The organism is Pantoea sp. 9140 (assembly GCF_000745295.1).
Classification (GTDB): Bacteria; Pseudomonadota; Gammaproteobacteria; order Enterobacterales; family Enterobacteriaceae; genus Pantoea; species Pantoea vagans.
The window spans coordinates 2,913,323-2,929,218 of the sequence record NZ_JQNO01000001.1 but is presented as its reverse complement, the minus strand read 5'-3'; the positions used below and the strand labels follow the sequence as shown (position 1 = coordinate 2,929,218).

19 protein-coding genes and 1 other RNA gene are annotated in these 15,896 nt (G+C 54.3%); 6 read left to right on the top strand and 14 right to left on the bottom strand.

Translation table 11 applies throughout. The annotated features are described in order from the left end of the window. Positions 1 to 23: 23 nt before the first annotated feature. From FA92_RS13535 to FA92_RS13510, 6 genes are read right to left on the bottom strand one after another with little or no spacing between them, the layout of a single operon-like run. Complete coding sequence (locus FA92_RS13535) at positions 24 to 2,339, bottom strand: primase-helicase zinc-binding domain-containing protein (protein ID WP_033784662.1); 2,316 nt, start codon at positions 2,337 to 2,339, stop codon at positions 24 to 26. 14 nt (positions 2,340 to 2,353) lie between these two features. Next, complete coding sequence (locus FA92_RS13530) at positions 2,354 to 2,695, bottom strand: DUF5375 family protein (RefSeq protein WP_033783923.1); 342 nt, start codon at positions 2,693 to 2,695, stop codon at positions 2,354 to 2,356. Continuing rightward, entirely contained in the window at positions 2,682 to 2,948 is a 267-nt protein-coding gene (locus FA92_RS13525; protein WP_019106103.1) for a hypothetical protein, read from the bottom strand. Before FA92_RS13525 ends, FA92_RS13530 begins: the two co-directional genes overlap by 14 nt. After that, positions 2,945 to 3,472, bottom strand: coding sequence for a host cell division inhibitor Icd-like protein (locus tag FA92_RS22755; RefSeq protein ID WP_033783922.1), 528 nt, complete (start codon positions 3,470 to 3,472; stop codon positions 2,945 to 2,947). The genes FA92_RS13525 and FA92_RS22755 overlap by 4 nt, the downstream gene beginning before the upstream one ends. Before the next feature lie 13 nt (positions 3,473 to 3,485). Beyond that, positions 3,486 to 3,734, bottom strand: a complete 249-nt coding sequence (locus tag FA92_RS13515) for a hypothetical protein (RefSeq protein WP_033783921.1) — start codon at positions 3,732 to 3,734, stop codon at positions 3,486 to 3,488. Next, complete coding sequence (locus tag FA92_RS13510) at positions 3,731 to 3,988, bottom strand: AlpA family transcriptional regulator (protein WP_033783920.1); 258 nt, start codon at positions 3,986 to 3,988, stop codon at positions 3,731 to 3,733. The genes FA92_RS13515 and FA92_RS13510 overlap by 4 nt, the downstream gene beginning before the upstream one ends. Positions 3,989 to 4,508: 520 nt before the next feature. Here FA92_RS13510 and FA92_RS13505 point away from each other — a divergent pair. Together FA92_RS13505 and FA92_RS13500 are read left to right on the top strand one after the other, a co-directional pair. Next, the gene (locus FA92_RS13505; RefSeq protein WP_033783919.1) at positions 4,509 to 5,225 is read left to right on the top strand and encodes a hypothetical protein; all 717 of its coding nucleotides are present in this window, start codon (positions 4,509 to 4,511) and stop codon (positions 5,223 to 5,225) included. Next, positions 5,222 to 5,473, top strand: coding sequence for an ogr/Delta-like zinc finger family protein (locus tag FA92_RS13500; protein WP_033783918.1), 252 nt, complete (start codon positions 5,222 to 5,224; stop codon positions 5,471 to 5,473). Before FA92_RS13505 ends, FA92_RS13500 begins: the two co-directional genes overlap by 4 nt. A 294-nt stretch (positions 5,474 to 5,767) precedes the next feature. Here FA92_RS13500 and FA92_RS13495 read toward each other — a convergent pair whose 3' ends face one another. From FA92_RS13495 to smpB, 3 genes are all read right to left on the bottom strand, one after another. Next, positions 5,768 to 6,958, bottom strand: coding sequence for an integrase domain-containing protein (locus FA92_RS13495; protein ID WP_033783917.1), 1,191 nt, complete (start codon positions 6,956 to 6,958; stop codon positions 5,768 to 5,770). 192 nt (positions 6,959 to 7,150) lie between these two features. Next, positions 7,151 to 7,512, bottom strand: a transfer-messenger RNA (tmRNA) gene (ssrA, locus tag FA92_RS22750). Between the two features lie 43 nt (positions 7,513 to 7,555). After that, positions 7,556 to 8,038 carry an SsrA-binding protein SmpB gene (gene smpB / locus FA92_RS13490; RefSeq protein ID WP_010257694.1) on the bottom strand — a complete coding sequence of 161 codons (483 nt, stop codon included), beginning with the start codon at positions 8,036 to 8,038 and terminating at the stop codon, positions 7,556 to 7,558. Positions 8,039 to 8,196: 158 nt separating this feature from the next. On the opposite strand from smpB, the gene FA92_RS13485 reads away from it, so the two are divergent. Next, positions 8,197 to 8,631, top strand: coding sequence for a type II toxin-antitoxin system RatA family toxin (locus tag FA92_RS13485; RefSeq protein WP_013358774.1), 435 nt, complete (start codon positions 8,197 to 8,199; stop codon positions 8,629 to 8,631). Beyond that, positions 8,624 to 8,917 (top strand): RnfH family protein, encoded by a 294-nt coding sequence (locus tag FA92_RS13480; RefSeq protein ID WP_033783916.1) that lies wholly within the window; start codon positions 8,624 to 8,626, stop codon positions 8,915 to 8,917. The genes FA92_RS13485 and FA92_RS13480 overlap by 8 nt, the downstream gene beginning before the upstream one ends. Positions 8,918 to 9,008: 91 nt before the next feature. Here FA92_RS13480 and bamE read toward each other — a convergent pair whose 3' ends face one another. From bamE to nadK, 3 genes are all read right to left on the bottom strand, one after another. Next, a complete protein-coding gene (bamE, locus tag FA92_RS13475) occupies positions 9,009 to 9,356 on the bottom strand; it encodes an outer membrane protein assembly factor BamE (RefSeq protein ID WP_013358772.1) in 348 nt (115 codons plus the stop codon). Positions 9,357 to 9,542: 186 nt separating this feature from the next. Next, positions 9,543 to 11,204 carry a DNA repair protein RecN gene (gene recN / locus FA92_RS13470; protein ID WP_033783915.1) on the bottom strand — a complete coding sequence of 554 codons (1,662 nt, stop codon included), beginning with the start codon at positions 11,202 to 11,204 and terminating at the stop codon, positions 9,543 to 9,545. 84 nt (positions 11,205 to 11,288) lie between these two features. Continuing rightward, positions 11,289 to 12,167, bottom strand: a complete 879-nt coding sequence (gene nadK, locus FA92_RS13465; protein WP_003848582.1) for an NAD(+) kinase — start codon at positions 12,165 to 12,167, stop codon at positions 11,289 to 11,291. Between the two features lie 122 nt (positions 12,168 to 12,289). Between nadK and grpE the strand changes: the two genes are divergently transcribed. Beyond that, positions 12,290 to 12,871, top strand: a complete 582-nt coding sequence (grpE, locus tag FA92_RS13460) for a nucleotide exchange factor GrpE (protein WP_033783914.1) — start codon at positions 12,290 to 12,292, stop codon at positions 12,869 to 12,871. Positions 12,872 to 12,928: 57 nt separating this feature from the next. On the opposite strand, the gene ung is transcribed toward grpE, so the two are convergent. Continuing rightward, positions 12,929 to 13,609: a uracil-DNA glycosylase gene (gene ung / locus FA92_RS13455; protein ID WP_033783913.1), complete on the bottom strand. Its 681-nt coding sequence runs from the start codon at positions 13,607 to 13,609 to the stop codon at positions 12,929 to 12,931. Positions 13,610 to 13,851: 242 nt separating this feature from the next. Here ung and grcA point away from each other — a divergent pair, with 242 nt between their 5' ends. Continuing rightward, positions 13,852 to 14,235, top strand: coding sequence for an autonomous glycyl radical cofactor GrcA (gene grcA / locus FA92_RS13450; protein ID WP_013358769.1), 384 nt, complete (start codon positions 13,852 to 13,854; stop codon positions 14,233 to 14,235). A 217-nt stretch (positions 14,236 to 14,452) separates the two neighbouring features. Here the strand turns inward: grcA and srmB are convergent, their stop codons facing one another. Continuing rightward, entirely contained in the window at positions 14,453 to 15,781 is a 1,329-nt protein-coding gene (gene srmB, locus FA92_RS13445; RefSeq protein WP_033783912.1) for an ATP-dependent RNA helicase SrmB, read from the bottom strand. Between the last annotated feature and the right edge of the window lie 115 nt (positions 15,782 to 15,896).

Genomic DNA, 15,896 nt, shown 5'->3' with positions numbered 1-15,896 from the left:
CCGGTTTATGTGTAATGATTTTATCATACGCTACATGCGGGCAACCAATCAGCCTCGCTGTCCTCATGTAACGTCAGGTTGGTTTGTATGCCGTTATTCGTCCGGCGCTTGAGCAGCACGCGCTCGTACTCTTTCAACGTCTGTGGCACAGCCTGGCCGAAAGCCGTCAGGCTGAGCGGGTGCTGATGCCCGCGCGATTCCATAAACGACAAGTACGCATGATAGAGATAGCGCTTCGGGTTAATCGGGCGAATATTGGCATTGCCGATAAACAGCCCGTTCGGCGTGCTCAGTGGCATCAGATAGCCACAGAAATCGACCAGCGGATCGGCCTGGCGCTTTATCTCCAGCGCTTCGCCGGATGACTGCTGCGCCTGCAAAAGCTCGCGTGCTTCATCAGGCGATGCGAAGCGCTGCATCAGGTGGCGAACAATCACGGCCAGCTCTTTGCTGATTTTATCCAGTAGCTGCGGGTCGCGCTCTTTCGCCGGTATCACTTCTGGGAACGTCAGGATTACCCGGCGGCGCGACACGCCGCCGCTGCGATCGCTGAAACGCATCGGATTGTTATTCACCGCCAGAATCACGGCCGGGATATGGGTTGAATAGGCATCGCGATATTTGGGATCGATGGCTACAGCATCGCCGCCGGTAATCGCCTTGATGCCCGCACCATCGCCGCTCCATTTCTCCTGATCGGGCAGAATAATCAGCGAGAAACCTACCACGCTGGCGCGCTCGCGGGAGGATTCCAGTGTATCGATGGTAGCTGACGTGGTGTTGTCTTTTCCGGCCAGCAGAGTGGCTATCGCGGCCATGACACTTTTACCGCTGCCGCCGGGGCCGGTGATTTCAAGGAACATCTGCCAGCCATAGCGGTTTGCCAGCACCATAAATAACGCCGCGAGAATGCGCTCCTGCTTGTCGTGACTGTGTCCGGCTGCCCGCGTTAACCAGCGCCAGAAATACGGGGCGTGGTCTGCGAGGTTTTCACCCGGACGCGGGGCAGTGTAGTCCACGCTGTTAACGTTGCGCAGCCAGTGCTCGCGGCGGTGCGGGCTGAACGTGCCGGAAGCGGTATCAAACACGCCGTTACGGAAACCAATCAGGCGGCGGGACGGTTCACCCATCTGCGGCACCATCAGCTTGAGCGTGTCCAGCACGCTGCCGATACCGGCGGCCGAGAACGGTGCGCGTACCTTCTGAAACAGCGCGGCGATTTCCCGGCGCAGCGTCTTCGCCTCCATCACCTGCCATGCGCCGTTTTCATAGCGGCAGATTTCCTCCCCGACCGGCGGCACGGCCAGCGCCTGCCCGTAGTGGGCGACCAGCAGCTCCGCTTTCTGGCTGGCGCTCATGGCCTTCAGGTCAGCCTCGCTGACGGATTCAAACGGGCTGAGCGGCTGCGGCTGCGTGAAGGTGGTGAGCTGCGCCTGCGTGGCGATATCGCCCTGCGCCTGCCACACGTCGTTCCAGTCACCCGTAACCGGCGGCAGGGCGGTTATCCCGCTGCAGGCTTTCGCCGCTTCCTCTGCCTTTAACTGGCCGGTGCCGTTGTCATCGCGGTCGGCGGCAATCAGCATCAGCGCGCCGGGGTATGACTCACGCAGCCGCTTTGCCAGTGAGGGCAGGTTGTTGGCGCTCAGCGCCACGTAAACCGCCTGCCCGGTCAGCCGGTGCACGGTCAGGCCGGTAGCGTATCCCTCGGTGAGCCACAGCGTTTTGCCATCCGGCTCGCCTGCCAGCCAGTACGTGCCTTTCACCTGTCCGCCGGGCAGGGTGCGTTTGTCGCCTGCGGCGCTGATTAGCTGCACGTTAATGGCGGTACCGTCTTCGCCGGTCAGCGGGATAAGCACATCCCCGGCGGCAAAGCTGACACCACCACAGCGCAGCGCCTCCCCAAGCGTGAGCGCCTGCGTGCCGTGCAGCCCTTTCGCTGAAAGGTAGGCGTTGTCCGTGCGGCTGACGGCAGCGGCTATAAGTGCCTGCGCCCGTGCGGCTGCGTCTGCCTGCGCGCGGCTTTTGTCTGCGGCTTCATCATGCATAACCGGGGCTGGATCCGGCAGCGTGCCGAGCATTCCGGCCACCTTCATGGCGGCCTCTTTAGCACTGATACTGAGCGCCTTTTCCACCAGGTTAAGGCCGTCACCGGCCCCGCACTGGTTACAGAGCCACGTTCCGCGCCCGTCCTGATTGTCAAAACGGAAGCGGTCTTTGCCGCCGCACGCCGGGCAGGCTCCGTGCCGCCCTCCGTCGAGCACGCTGATACCGAGGGCAGGCAGAAGCTGCGGCCAGAATCCGGTGGCCGCCTTTACGGTGTCAGAGACGATATGTTTCATCTGCATGTTCTCCCTCAGTGCAGCGTGATGCGGCTGGCGGCCGCAAGCTGGCTACGGAACAGCTCATCCATCATGGTGATACCTAGCTGCGTCAGGCGCGGCGGCGCGGTCAGCAAATCAGGCTCGACCATATCGCCCAGCATCGTGCAGGCCATCTCCATGCCTGCATCGGGGCCGTGACGTCGCACATAGAAGCCTTCCAGCTCAAGGGCAATGGTCATCTGAAGCTCATCGAGCGTCGCTGACACGGTGATGCCGAGGCTTTTGCAGGTGTTCAGGTAGCCCTGCGCCAGTGCGCGACGGTAAACAGCGGTGCGTACCTCAACAGGGAGGCAGGAGTGATTAACGGTCATCATGGCGAGCCTCCGTGGCTAACATGCGGGATTCACAGGTTTCAACGACTTTACCGAGCTGGTCGGTGAGCAGGGCGACGACCGAGGCCAGCGCCGCGCCGTCTGGCACGCATCCGCGCGCACTCAGGCAGTTCACCGAGTCGAACATATCGAGTACGGTCACGCCGACCGTGTGCGCGTGCAGCAGGCGCAGATAGTCAGCATGGGGAATAGGGTAGGTGTCATGGTTATTCAGGTGTTGAGAAAGGGTATTCATGCCGCCACCGCCTTAGCCGGCAGACGACCGGCAAAGGACAGGACGTAATCACGGGCTAGGGTGGCGCGGGCGCTGCGCTCATCGCCTGCGACAGTACGCAACATGCAGGGACGGGCGGCGGCATCAGTGCGGCGCACGGCGGCAAAAATAAAGGTGAATTCGGGGTGAGCGGCAGTAAGGGCCGTTGTCATGTCGACAATCTCCATTGAGTAGCGGTTGCTGCTACCACCGGAGTTCCTACGCTCATGGGTGGCAGCCCGGACGGGGGTAGGAATACCGGCCTCAATGGATACCGGCCAGCCCGAAGGCTGCCCCGCCCGGGCCACCATTACGCAGACGGCGCAACGGCTAAAGAACCGTTGCCCGGATAATGAGTGCACCGAGGCATAGACACAAAAAAAGACGCATGGCGCGTCTGGTGTCGCCATTGAGTAACTCGGGTTCCTACGCCCGGCTGCCGATTTTGCGGCAGCACGAAAACTGTATACCGGCCGCTTGCCAGAGAAAAGCCTTATTTCACTCATCGGGGCGTTTTCCTCAACAACCGGTCAGGACGTGATCGGATTGCGGCGGATTTGATCGGAATTCCCCGTTCTCTTTCTTCGCCTGCTGCCTGGCAGGCTTCGCTTTTTTACTCAGCACGTAAATATGGCCGTGCGTTCCACTGGTAAAAGCCAGTGCCGTGACGGGTTTGCCGCTGACCGCTGTCGTCAGACTTTCCGCGACAAAGGCAGCTTCTTTGCGGGTGAGCGGAAAGGTTTTTGTGCCGAAATTCAGTGTAATCATGCTGTACCTCCGGCGCGCTGTGCGATGCGGGCTTGCATCCAGCCGTCAATCTCTGACGCCAGCCAGGCGACGTTTTTACCGCCGAGGGAAATCTGCGACGGGAACTGCTCCCGGCTGATTAAATCGTAAATGGTCGAACGTGACAGACCACAGGCGCTGATGACTTCCGGCAGGCGCATAAAGCGGTCACGCGGATAAATGGCATCGCGGATTACGGGAATGGCAGGGGCTGGTACGGATGAAGCTGCGTGCATGGTGTTACCTCATTATGAGTCCGGCCGGTGCTGTCCGGTTCCGGTAGTGTCTTCAGGTAACCCCCTATTCTGGTTATATTTCTGGTGAAGTAAACAACCCCCTGATTGCTGAAAAATGAGCAAAAAGCACTTCTCTTACCTCCTGTTTGCCTTTGTTTGCCAACGTTTGCCAGCGTTTGCCTTTTAAGAGCTTTCAGCGATTAAAAAGCTTTTATTAATAGAATTAAAATCTGAAAAAGGCTCGCCAGAAAAAAGCTGTTATCTGAGGATGTGTGAACACAGGTGAATACTCAGTGAAGACTTAATTTTAAAGTGTTCACTGTTTTAAGTGTTGTATTTATTATCTTTTTTATCTCAGTGAATACCAGTGAACAGTTATATAAGAAATATTATCAGTTAAGGGCCACCTCCTACCGGTTATGCCCTTGTTTGTTCATCGACAGGCGGAAAGCAATTAAATGCGCTGTCCTGTGGTACACGACAGAATGGCCTCATCCTTTACAGACGATGAGAGATAATCATGACCACCCCGGAACAGAAACCTGCATCACTGGAACGCTTCGAGAAAGCCCGCGCTGAACATACCGAAAGGATGAAAGCCTATAACGGCATTTGCGCCGATATCGCCCGCTGTGAAAAAGAACAGCAGGCAGCCATCGAGGCAGGGAAAGAAGCCGAGAGCAGCTGGCGTAGGAGCTTCCGCAACCTGCGAGGCAATCTCACCGACGAACTGCGCGCCGAACATTCTCAGCACATCGCCAGCCGTGAACTGGCCGATGAGTTCGGCGGGCTGCTTAAAGAGCTGGCTCTGGATAAGCAGGAGGCGATGCTGAAATGCTGCGGCAGTGGGAAAGAGTACGTTGAATCACACCGGGATGCGTTTACCGAATTTGCAGATGCGCACTGGCAGTCAGCCCTGCGTAACGTGAGCCCTTCGCTGCTGTGGGCCATTAAGCTGCGTCTCCGTCGTGAAGAGCTTTCCCCGACGTTTGCCGGAGACGACCGGGATAGTATTAAGGACGTGGCTTATCTGGTCGGCGAAGCGCTGACGCGGGCGGCGGCTGCTCTGCCAGACAGCAAACTAAATGAGGCTCCGCTGCTGGAGAATATTGGTCTGTATCGCCCGCCGCTTACGGGTATTGATATGGAGCTTTACCGCCATCCTATGCGCCGCCAGAAGCTGGCTGAATCAATCCGGGCGCAGCGTGCAAAACTTCAGGAGGGAAGCCAGAAATGATGCACTGTCCTTACTGCAAAAGCGCGGCACATACCAAATCGAGCCGCTATATGTCAGAGCAGGTAAAAGAGCGTTATCACCAGTGCACCAACCTCGACTGCTCCTGTACTTTCAAGACGAATGAGAGCATCACAAAGGTTATCACCGCACCGCCACAGCCGGAAAACGTACCGGAAGTACCACCGGAACCAGCAAGAGAACGCCAGACGCTGGGCCGTTATGGTTCTGCATTCCGCCAGATTCATTAATCCCGCACAGCCGCTGCCTGAACAGCGGTTTTATTGCGTCTTTAGTTTGTCCTTCTGAAGCCTTTTTTCTGGCGAGCCGCTTTGTAAAGAGCCGTGCATGCATAGCGTGCATGGATCTGCATGCAAAATCTTGCGCCGCTTTCCCTCGTTCAGGCCATACAGAGCCCGGCCCGGCCAATAGCATGCACCTGCATGAAAAGCGATACATAAAGCGGGCAGGCGTGGCGGGGATAGCATTGCGCGCTGACCTCTTTGTGCAATTCCTGGACGCCAATAGCTTTCTTCCATGCTGAGCTAATTTTTATAGGTAAAGGTACCCCACCAACTCATCATCTCTTTACGCTGTTCGAGATAGGTAGAACGGTTGTACGCTCGCCTAACTTCGTTTTTATCAGTATGTGCAAGCGCTGACTCGATGACATCAGGATTAAAGCTAGCTTCGTTGAGCGCTGTGCTCGCTATGGAACGCAGACCATGAGCAACCAACTTGCCGCCATAGCCTATGCGCTTTAATGCGGCATTCGCAGTTTGGCTATTCATTGGTTGTTTGGGATCGTTACGGCTTGGAAAAACATATTGTCGTTTGCCGCTGAGAGGCCGCATAACCTCAAGAATATCGAGAGCTTGTTTTGATAAAGGAACGACATGTTCGCGCTTGGCCTTCATGCGTTCAGCTGGAATAACCCAAAGGTTTAAATCGAAGTCGATTTCTGCCCACTGTGTTCCAGAGGCTTCTGACGGCCGTACAAGGGTAAGCAGTTGCCACTCGATTAAACAGCGAGTGGTGATTGAGAGATTGGACATCACCAATGAACGCATTAGCTTAGGCAATTCTTCCGGTCGTAATGTTGGCATGTTCTGTTTTTTTGGCCTTTCGAAAGCCATACCAACGCCCGAAGCAGGATTCGCATCAATCAACCCTGTGTTGACTGCAAAAATCATAATCTCGTTAATGCGCTGCACTAACCGGCGAACAGTCTCAAGTGCGCCGCGAGCTTTAATTGGCTCCAGTGTTTCAACAATCGTCCTGGCTTTGAGCGCTTGAACAGGAATCTCACCGATAGTAGGGAAGATGTCTTTCTCCAGCGATCGCCAAATATCCTTCGCATAATCTTCGGTAACGCTTTTGCTCTTAAGCTGGAACCACCTTCCGGCAACAACTGAAAAAATGCTATCCAGCTCAATTTGCCGTTGCTCTGATACTTCCTCTTGCTGTTTTTGTGGGTCGATCCCTTGCGCAAGCAGCGACAAATATTGGTCACGCATCTGGCGTGCGACAGCGAGCGTCAGGGCAGGGTAAGAGCCAAGGCTGAGATTTGTGCGGCTGCTGCTATTTGGCCGCTGATAGCGAAAACGCCACAGTTTCTTACCTGATGTTTTCACGAGCATGAAAAGGCCGTCGCCATCGTGCAGCGTGAAGTCTTTCTCTTGAGGCTTAGCTTTGAGGATTTCGTTATTGGTGAGAGGGCGTGTCATCCGCGCCATGACTGGTTTCCGTCCATAATTGGTACACGTTTTTGGTACACATTATAACGTGTACCAATTCGTGTACCAATCATCGCTGGATTCAGACGGATCGTCTCGGAAGATTACAGACACAAAAAAGCCCGCAGGGCTTGTGCCGTGCGAGCTTTCAGGACTTCTGCGGATGGCACTGGAACCATCTTTGAAGAATTTTGGTGGAGCTGGCGGGAGTTGAACCCGCGTCCGAAATTACTACACCGTCGGCACTACATGCTTAGTCAGTTTTTACATTCGCCGGTTAGCTGCGAACAGACACGCCACTAACAGACTATCCTGATTGGATTTAACGCTTCAACCCCAGGCAAGGCATCCACGCGATCTCTTTTGGGTTTGACTTCTCTTGATCCCCGTCTTAAGAGCGGAAGCTAGGGAGAGAAGGCTAAGAGCAGGTTATTAAGCTGCTAAAGCGTAGTTTTCGTCGTTTGCGACTATTTTTTTGCGGCTTTTTACGAGGCAAACCGCCCCTCGGCATGCTCCTAAGGCTTCACAATCCCGTCGAGTCCAGAATCAGCCCCAGAACTTCAAATACTAGCAACAATACAAATGAAAATCCAGTGCTTAACGCTTTGAATTCTTCATGATACGTGCTTTGTCTAACTGCCATTCGCGGTCTTTGATATCGTCGCGCTTGTCGTGCTCTTTCTTACCGCGTGCAACACCAATCTTCAGTTTGCACCAGGCATTCTTCCAGTACAGCGACAGTGCCACGATGGTGTAGCCTTCGCGGTTAACGCGGCCATACAGGGAGTCGAGTTCACGTTGCTTCAGCAGCAGCTTACGGCTGCGCGTTGGGTCACAGACCACGTGGCTGGAGGCAACGGCTAAGGGTTGAAAGGTTGAACCGAACAGAAAGGCTTCGCCATCGCGCAGCAGAATATAGCTGTCGCTGATGTTGGCTTTACCGGCACGAAGTGACTTAACTTCCCATCCTTGTAACGACAATCCCGCTTCATACTCCTCTTCAATGAAGTACTCATGGCGGGCGCGTTTGTTCATGGCAACAGTGGCAGAACCGGGTTTGTGTGCTTTTTTCTTTGTCATAGTGCGGCGTATTTTACATCACTTAGTCGGTTATCGCATCCCCAGTCCAGCGGGGCAGCAGGAAACGGGATATTCTAGCACACCCTCACTCGGGGACATTTTTGTTTAATCGCTGAAAATGCTATTATTCAGCGGTTTTGTGATGAACAGGAACCATTATGGCTCAGATTAGTCGTTCGGCGCTGGTCCCGTTTAGTGCCGGGCAGATGTACCAACTTGTAAATGACGTGGATGCCTATCCGCAATTCCTGCCGGGTTGTACCGGAAGCCGCGTGCTGGATGCGTCTGATAATCAGATGACGGCATCCGTGGATGTGTCGAAAGCGGGCATCAGCAAAACGTTTACCACCCGCAACACCCTGACGGATAACCAGAGCATTCATATGCAACTGGTTGATGGGCCGTTCCGCAAGCTGACCGGCGGCTGGACGTTCGTCTCGCTGGGCGATGACGCCTGTAAGGTTGAGTTAAGCCTGGAGTTCGAATTCACCAACATGCTGGTAGAGATGGCCTTTGGACGTATCTTCAAAGAGCTTGCCAACAGCATGGTGCAGGCCTTCACTCAGCGTGCCAAAGAGGTTTATCGTGCCTGATATCTCCGTCGAGGTAGTCTATGCCTTGCCTGAAAAGCAGTATCAGCTTTACGTGAAAGTGGAGCAGGGCAGCACGGTAGAGCAGGCCATCCTGAAGTCAGGCCTGCTGGAACTGCGGCAGGAGATTGACCTCGCTAGCAACAAAGTCGGCGTCTACAGTCGACCAGTGAAGCTGGATGATGTGGTTCAGGAGGGTGATCGTATTGAGATCTATCGTCCGCTGATTGCCGATCCTAAAGAGTTGCGTCGTCAGCGCGCAGAGCGAGCGGCAGAAAGTAAAAAATAAGTCGTTATATCGCCTGAAATAGCGAATAACAGGCATAAAAAAGGCGCTCAATGCGCCTTTTTTGCTGTCTTTAAAACGGCCTGTTGTGAAATCAGTCGTTGTTCTTTGACAGATTCTGCTTGTTATCGATGTTGGTCAGAACACCGTTGCCATCAAAGGTCAGCGTCAGCGTCTGCTGCTTCACGCTCTCATGGCCTGGCTCCTGACGGAAAACGTAATACCAGACGTTGCTGCCAAACGGATCTTTCATCATCGGCGTACCGAGCGTGTAAGCCACCTGCTGCTGTGTCATACCGGTATGGATCTTGGCCACATCGTTGGCAACCAGATAGTTACCCTGGTTGATATCAGGACGATAGACCACGCGCTCTAAGGTGGAACATCCGGCGGTCATCATCAACATTACCACTGCCGCGGCAGTCAGCGTTTTACAGCGCATCTATACATTCCTTTTCCGGGGCCAAACGCCTTTAACAGGCGGCTTTCTTGCCATCAAAATCTGAACTCTGCCTGCGGCAGGCTTTATTACTCTGACAACATAAGTGCCGATGATAATAAACCTTTTCGCCGTTGGAAACCTCTACAGAGCAAGCATATGACCACGGTACGTTAAAAAAGTGCGCTGCTATGCGGCTAAAAGTTCTTTTGCGTTGGCCAGGGTATTGCGTGTCACCTCGCTGCCGCCCAGCAGTCGCGCCAGTTCCTGCAGACGCGCCCGCTTATCCAGCGGCTGCATATGGGTTTCGGTCATCGCGCCATCGGTCTCTTTGCTGACATAGAAGTGCTGATGTCCGCAACCGGCAACCTGCGGCAGGTGGGTGACGCACATGACCTGGGTCGATTCACCCAACTGACGTAGCAGTTTACCGACGACGGCAGCGGTCGGGCCGCTGATCCCGACATCCACTTCATCGAAAATCATCGCCGGTGTTTCCATTTTCTTCGCGGTGATTACCTGAATCGCTAGCGCGATACGTGACAGTTCACCGCCCGAAGCAACTTTGCCTAACGGCTGCAGTGGCTGGCCTGGGTTGGTCGTCACCTGGAAATCGACGCGGCTCGCGCCATCTGCCGTCAGCTGATCCGGGTTAAAGGTCAGCGCGATTTTAAACTGGCCATGCGGCATTGAGAGCAGATGCATACTCTGGGTAATCAGCTGCTGCAACTCATCGGCATAGTGGCTGCGTTGCTGATGCAGCTGCTCTGCACTTTGCAGTGCCGCCTGGTAATGTTCACCCACCAGCGATTGCAGGCTTTCCTGATCGCTTTCGTGCTGTGACAGCAACTCCGCTTCCGCCAGCAGTTGCTGATGCAGTTCAGGCAGCGCTTCTGGCGTGACGTGATGCTTACGCGCCAGCGCAATCTGGCGGGAAATACGCTTTTCCAGTTCGTACAGGCGATTAGGGTCCAGATCAAGGCTGTCGCAGTAGTGACGCAGTTCGTCGCTGGCTTCGCTCAGCTGAATCGCCGCCTCTTCCAGCAGGTTATGAACGCCGTTCAGTTTCTCATCCAGCGAGGTCAGTTCTGAAATCATCTCACGCGCGGTGTAGAGCAGGCTGTTGAGATTATTGTCATCGCTGTCTGCTAACAGCTGCAGCGCCTGCTGGCTGGTCGACAGCAGCTGTCCGCTGTTGGCCAGACGCTTGTACTCTTCGTCAATCTGCTCATATTCGCCCTGCTGCGGTGCGAACTCGTTCAGCTCTTTGAGCTGATACTGCAACAGCTCGCGGCGTGATTCGCGTTCTTGCGCCTGCTGCTGATGCAGCGCGAGGGTGCGACAGCTCTGGTGCCAGGTCTGATAACTGGCGCGCATTTGCTGCAGGAGATCGTCGTGACCGGCATAGGCATCCAGCAGATGCTTCTGATGATCGGGTTTGAGCAAAAGCTGATGGGCATGCTGACCGTGGATCTGGATAAGCAGCTGGCCGAGATCGCGCAGCTGAGAAAGTGGCACCGCTGTACCATTGATAAAGCCACGGGAACGACCATCAGCGCTGATCACCCGACGTAGCAGACACTCGTTGCCGTCGTCGAGTTGATTTTCCATCAGCCAGTGCTGAGCAGAAGGGGAGGACTTAAGCTGGAAACGGGCGCAGATATCGGCCCGGCTGGCACCCTGACGCACCATGTCGGCATCGGCACGGCCGCCCAGACATAATCCCAGCGCATCAATCGCGATAGACTTACCGGCACCGGTTTCACCAGTGATTGCCGTCATGCCGCGTTGGAAATCAATGTCGAGCTCACGAACGATAGCGAAATTACTGATGGTCAGTTGGGCCAGCATAGGTTCACCTGTACGAATAAACACATATGGTTTTTCATACAGTATAAACTGGTTTTTTATCCAGTAAAGAGGTGAGGCCGGTTTTCAGAACAATTTTTTTGACCAGCCCAGTTTTGAACTTAGCGTATTGAAATAGCTGTAGTTTTTAGGATGAATTAAATCAAGATGACCGGCACTGCGCCGAATCAGTACATCCTCACCTTCCTGAATTGGCAGCGCAATCTGGCTGTCACAGCTGATTTCCAGGTCGCTACGGCGTGAAGAAAAGCGCAGACGGATGGTACTGCTGCTGTTAATGACCAGTGGCCGCGCTGACAGCGTATGCGGGAACATTGGCACCAGCACAATCGCTTCGAGTGATGGCGTCAGAATCGGTCCACCCGCAGAGAGGGAATAGGCGGTAGAGCCGGTGGGGGTCGAAATAATCAGCCCATCAGAGCGCTGGGAAAAGGCGAAAACTTCATCAATGTAGACTTCAAATTCGATCATGTGCGCGACTTTACCGGGATGCAGCACCACTTCGTTGATGGCGGAGCCAATACGCGGTGAGCAGTCGGATTTGCACACCTGCGCTTCCAGCAGAAAGCGGCTCTCGACGAAATAGTTACCCTGCAGCACCTCATCCAGCTGTTGCTGCGCATTGTCCGGGTCAAGGTCGGTGAGAAAACCGAGGTTACCGCGGTTAATGCCAATCACTTTGATATCATAGCGCGCCAGCACTCGCGCTGCGCCCAGCATGTTACCGTCACCACCCACGACGACCGCTAAATCAGCCTGCTGACCAATCTCCGCCAGCGTGCCGGTCTGCACGTCGTGAAGCGACAGCTCCTGCGCAATCTGCTTCTCAACGATCACTTGATAACCTTTGGCTGTCAGCCAGCGCCAGAGCATCTCATGCGTGGTTAACGCGGTGGGATGGCGCGGATGACCCACGATACCAATGCAGTTAAAGTGTTTGTTCATCTGGTCGGTGTTCCTTATAAGCCAAAACGGCAAGGCAATGTGACAGGTTCCCTTGAATCCGTCATACCAATCCCCATAATAAGCCAACCAGCGAAATGAATGTGCAAAACGCGGAGAAATTCATGAGTAGTAAAGAACAGAACACCCCAAATGAGCAAGTCTCAGATGAAATTCAGCAGGATCAGCTGCAACCTCAGGAAGCGGAGACAGCAGCAGAGGTGGATCCGCGTGATGAGCGTATTGCTCAGCTCGAAGCTGAATTAGCGCAGTCGCAGACCGGTGTACGCGATGCCCAAATGCGTGCGCAGGCTGAGGTTGAGAACATTCGTCGTCGTGCCGAGATGGACGTTGAGAAGGCGCACAAGTTTGCGCTGGAGAAGTTTGCCAACGAACTGCTCCCGGTCATCGACAGCCTGGAACGTGCGCTGGAAGTGGCTAATAAAGAGGACCCACAGCTGGCATCCATGATCGAAGGGATTGAACTGACGCTGAAGGGCCTGCTCGGTGCCGTGCGTAAGTTCGGTGTTGAAGTGGTCGGCGAAACCGGCGTGCCATTCAACCCTGAAGTCCATCAGGCGATGTCGATGATGGAGTCTGAAGAATTTGAACCTAACCATGTCATGCTGGTGATGCAGCGTGGCTATACGCTGAATGGTCGCCTGCTGCGCCCGGCGATGGTTGCGGTTTCTAAAGCTAAAAGCTGATTCAACCTGAATCCTGTTACACGGCCGCGCACTGACGCGGCCGTGTGCGTTTGGGCGCTATTCAGGTAAGACCGGCGTCCAGTCCACCGGCTTTTTACCGGCAGCGCTCAGCAGTTCATTGGTCGTTGAGAAGTGTTTGCTGCCGAAAAATCCACGGTGCGCGGAGAGCGGCGAGGGGTGCGGCGCCTGCAGCACATGATGGCGCTTGCGATCGATAATGCTGCCTTTCTTCTGCGCATGTGAGCCCCACAGCAGGAAAATTACCCCTTCACAGTGCTGGTTGATCGCCGCAATCACGTTGTCCGTAAAGGTCTCCCAGCCAAAACGAGCATGGGAATGGGCTTTACCCGCCTCAACCGTTAACACCGTGTTCAGCAACATCACCCCCTGTTTTGCCCAGCTCTCAAGAAAGCCGTGATCGGGTTTTTGGAAGCCGGGAATATCCTGCATCAGCTCTTTATAGATATTCTGCAGTGAGGGCGGTACCTGAACGCCCGGCAGCACCGAGAAAGCCAGCCCGTGCGCCTGATTTGGACCGTGATAGGGATCCTGCCCCAGAATCACGACGTTGACGTCACCCAGTTCCGTCAGGCGAAACGCATTGAACACATCTTTCTGCGGTGGATAGACGGTTATGCCCGCGGCGCGTTCATCGGCGACCTGCTTCAGCGTCTCAATAAAATAGGGTTTCTCTTTCTCTTCAGCCAGCACGTCGTGCCAGGTCAGCTTTTCAGCCATGTTTAATTCCCTTAACGTTAGTGGAGTAAGCTTAGCCGTTCCTGTCGCTGACCTGAAGGCAAAAATAATTTGAAAAATAAAAATTATTTTTAGCTGGCAGGCATTTTGAGATCAATGGGTTAGCTAAAAAGCGCGCTGAATGGCTGATTAATATTGATACAGGTCAAGGCTGTGTCGAATGAACGATGGTATACCGGGGCCTCAAATTTGATTTATTCACGTATTATCCGGGAGACGCAATCATGATCACTGGTATCCAGATCACTCAAACTAACAATTCACAACTTCTGAACTCTTTCTGGCTGCTGGATGAAGAGAAAGCTGAAGCGCGTTGCCTGTGTGCAAAAGCGGGCTATGAAGAAGATCAGGTTGTCGCCATCAGCGAACTGGGCGAATTCGCTTACCGTGAAGTGCCGGTTGAAATCAAACCTCAGGTCCGCGTTGAAGGCGGACAGCATCTGAACGTCAACGTTCTGCGTCGCGAAACACTGGAAGATGCGGTAAAACATCCTGAAAACTACCCGCAGCTGACCATTCGTGTTTCAGGCTATGCCGTGCGTTTTAACTCACTGACGCCAGAGCAACAACGCGACGTGATCACCCGTACCTTTACCGAAAGTTTGTAAGCCGCCTGAATTATCGGGCGCTGAAAATTAGCGCAAAGCACACACAGCAATTTTTATTCGTATCATGAAAGAGATAAGCAGTTAATTACCCGGCATGCTGATGCCAGTGTTGTGAAGAAAGGGAACTGGCAGAAAAAACATTCTGAAAAGGCCGTAACTGATTATCAGATAAAAAAAATCGCCTCTTGTGGGGCGATTTTTTTATGCGTGTGATGTTTTATTCCGCATTCTCGTTAGCTGGCGTAGTGCCGCTTGCCTTGCGGCGTTTGCCGACATTTTTGGCATCACGATGGCGTTTTTTCACGCGCGGTTTTTCTGTTTCGCTCGCTTTCTTCTCTGCACGCTTTGCCAGCACCTTTTTCGACGGTTTACCCGTGGTTTTAGCACCAGGCGCACGCGTCTCAGGACGCAGCTCATCAATCACACGCGCTTTGATCGGCTCGTTCACGTAGCGTGTTATTTTGCCCAGCAGCACGAAGTCATGCGCTTCAACCAGCGAAATGGCGATGCCTTTACGCCCCGCACGACCGGTACGACCGATGCGGTGCAGATAGGTGTCGGCGGTACGCGGCATGTCATAGTTGAAAACGTGACTGACATCTTCAACATCGATGCCGCGCGCGGCGATATCCGTTGCTACCAGCACGTTTACGCGGCCTTCACTCAGACGCTTAATCGCTTCGTTACGCTTGGCCTGAACCATTTCACCTTCAAGATAGCTGCTACGAATCCCCGCTTCGTGCAGCCAGCTCACCAGTTCATGCAGACGTTCACGCTTACGTACGAACACAATGCTGCGCGTTACATCCGGCTGCTTCAGCAGATGAATCAGTAATTTGGTTTTATGCTGCAGATCATCAGCGCGGTAGTACCACTGCTGGATCTTTTTGCGCTCGCGACGGCTCGGATCAGCTTCCAGTTCAACCGGTTCGTTCAGCAGACGTTCGGCGAAGTCACGGATATTGTCGCCTTCCAGCGTGGCGGAAAACAGCATGGTTTGCTTGCGCCAGCGCGTTTCAGCCGCGATGGTTTCGATATCCTGAGCAAAGCCCATATCAAGCATGCGGTCCGCTTCATCCAGCACCAGCGTTTCTACGGCGCGGCAGTCAAAGTTTTCTTCTTTGATGTACTGCAGCAAACGTCCAGTGGTCGCGACCACGATATCCTGGTTTTCGCTGAAGACTTCGGCATGGTTCATGTAAGCCACGCCACCGGTGATCGTGGCGATGTCCAGATGCGTATGTTTCGCCAGCTCACGCGCATGATCGGCAACCTGCATCGCCAGTTCACGGGTCGGGGTCACAATCAGGATGCGTGGCGGCCCGGATTTCTTGCGCGGAAAATCAAGCAGGTGCTGCAGCGCCGGTAACAGATACGCGGCGGTTTTCCCGGTTCCTGTAGGTGCCGAACCCAGAACGTCACGGCCCTCCAGCGCGGGCGGAATTGCAGCAGCCTGGATCACTGTTGGGCGCGTAAAGCCTTTTTCCTGCAACGCTTGTAGCAGGCTTTCGTCGAGTTCGAGTTCGGAAAATGTGGTTACTGTCATGGTCTACCTCAGTTTGGGGCGCTGATTATAGACAGATCAGACTGAATCTTCATCTGTTAATCCGTTTCCGCTGCGCCTGGAGTTGTCTGCTGCGTGAATTCCCACTGTCGTCACG

Coding starts and splice junctions, on each gene's coding strand:
- FA92_RS13535 (WP_033784662.1), bottom strand. CDS start 2,339: ATGAAACATATCGTCTCTGACACCGTAAAGGCGGCCACCGGATTCTGG.
- FA92_RS13530 (WP_033783923.1), bottom strand. CDS start 2,695: ATGATGACCGTTAATCACTCCTGCCTCCCTGTTGAGGTACGCACCGCT.
- FA92_RS13525 (WP_019106103.1), bottom strand. CDS start 2,948: ATGAATACCCTTTCTCAACACCTGAATAACCATGACACCTACCCTATT.
- FA92_RS22755 (WP_033783922.1), bottom strand. CDS start 3,472: ATGAGTGAAATAAGGCTTTTCTCTGGCAAGCGGCCGGTATACAGTTTT.
- FA92_RS13515 (WP_033783921.1), bottom strand. CDS start 3,734: ATGATTACACTGAATTTCGGCACAAAAACCTTTCCGCTCACCCGCAAA.
- FA92_RS13510 (WP_033783920.1), bottom strand. CDS start 3,988: ATGCACGCAGCTTCATCCGTACCAGCCCCTGCCATTCCCGTAATCCGC.
- FA92_RS13505 (WP_033783919.1), top strand. CDS start 4,509: ATGACCACCCCGGAACAGAAACCTGCATCACTGGAACGCTTCGAGAAA.
- FA92_RS13500 (WP_033783918.1), top strand. CDS start 5,222: ATGATGCACTGTCCTTACTGCAAAAGCGCGGCACATACCAAATCGAGC.
- FA92_RS13495 (WP_033783917.1), bottom strand. CDS start 6,958: ATGGCGCGGATGACACGCCCTCTCACCAATAACGAAATCCTCAAAGCT.
- smpB (WP_010257694.1), bottom strand. CDS start 8,038: ATGACAAAGAAAAAAGCACACAAACCCGGTTCTGCCACTGTTGCCATG.
- FA92_RS13485 (WP_013358774.1), top strand. CDS start 8,197: ATGGCTCAGATTAGTCGTTCGGCGCTGGTCCCGTTTAGTGCCGGGCAG.
- bamE (WP_013358772.1), bottom strand. CDS start 9,356: ATGCGCTGTAAAACGCTGACTGCCGCGGCAGTGGTAATGTTGATGATG.
- recN (WP_033783915.1), bottom strand. CDS start 11,204: ATGCTGGCCCAACTGACCATCAGTAATTTCGCTATCGTTCGTGAGCTC.
- nadK (WP_003848582.1), bottom strand. CDS start 12,167: ATGAACAAACACTTTAACTGCATTGGTATCGTGGGTCATCCGCGCCAT.
- grpE (WP_033783914.1), top strand. CDS start 12,290: ATGAGTAGTAAAGAACAGAACACCCCAAATGAGCAAGTCTCAGATGAA.
- ung (WP_033783913.1), bottom strand. CDS start 13,609: ATGGCTGAAAAGCTGACCTGGCACGACGTGCTGGCTGAAGAGAAAGAG.
- grcA (WP_013358769.1), top strand. CDS start 13,852: ATGATCACTGGTATCCAGATCACTCAAACTAACAATTCACAACTTCTG.
- srmB (WP_033783912.1), bottom strand. CDS start 15,781: ATGACAGTAACCACATTTTCCGAACTCGAACTCGACGAAAGCCTGCTA.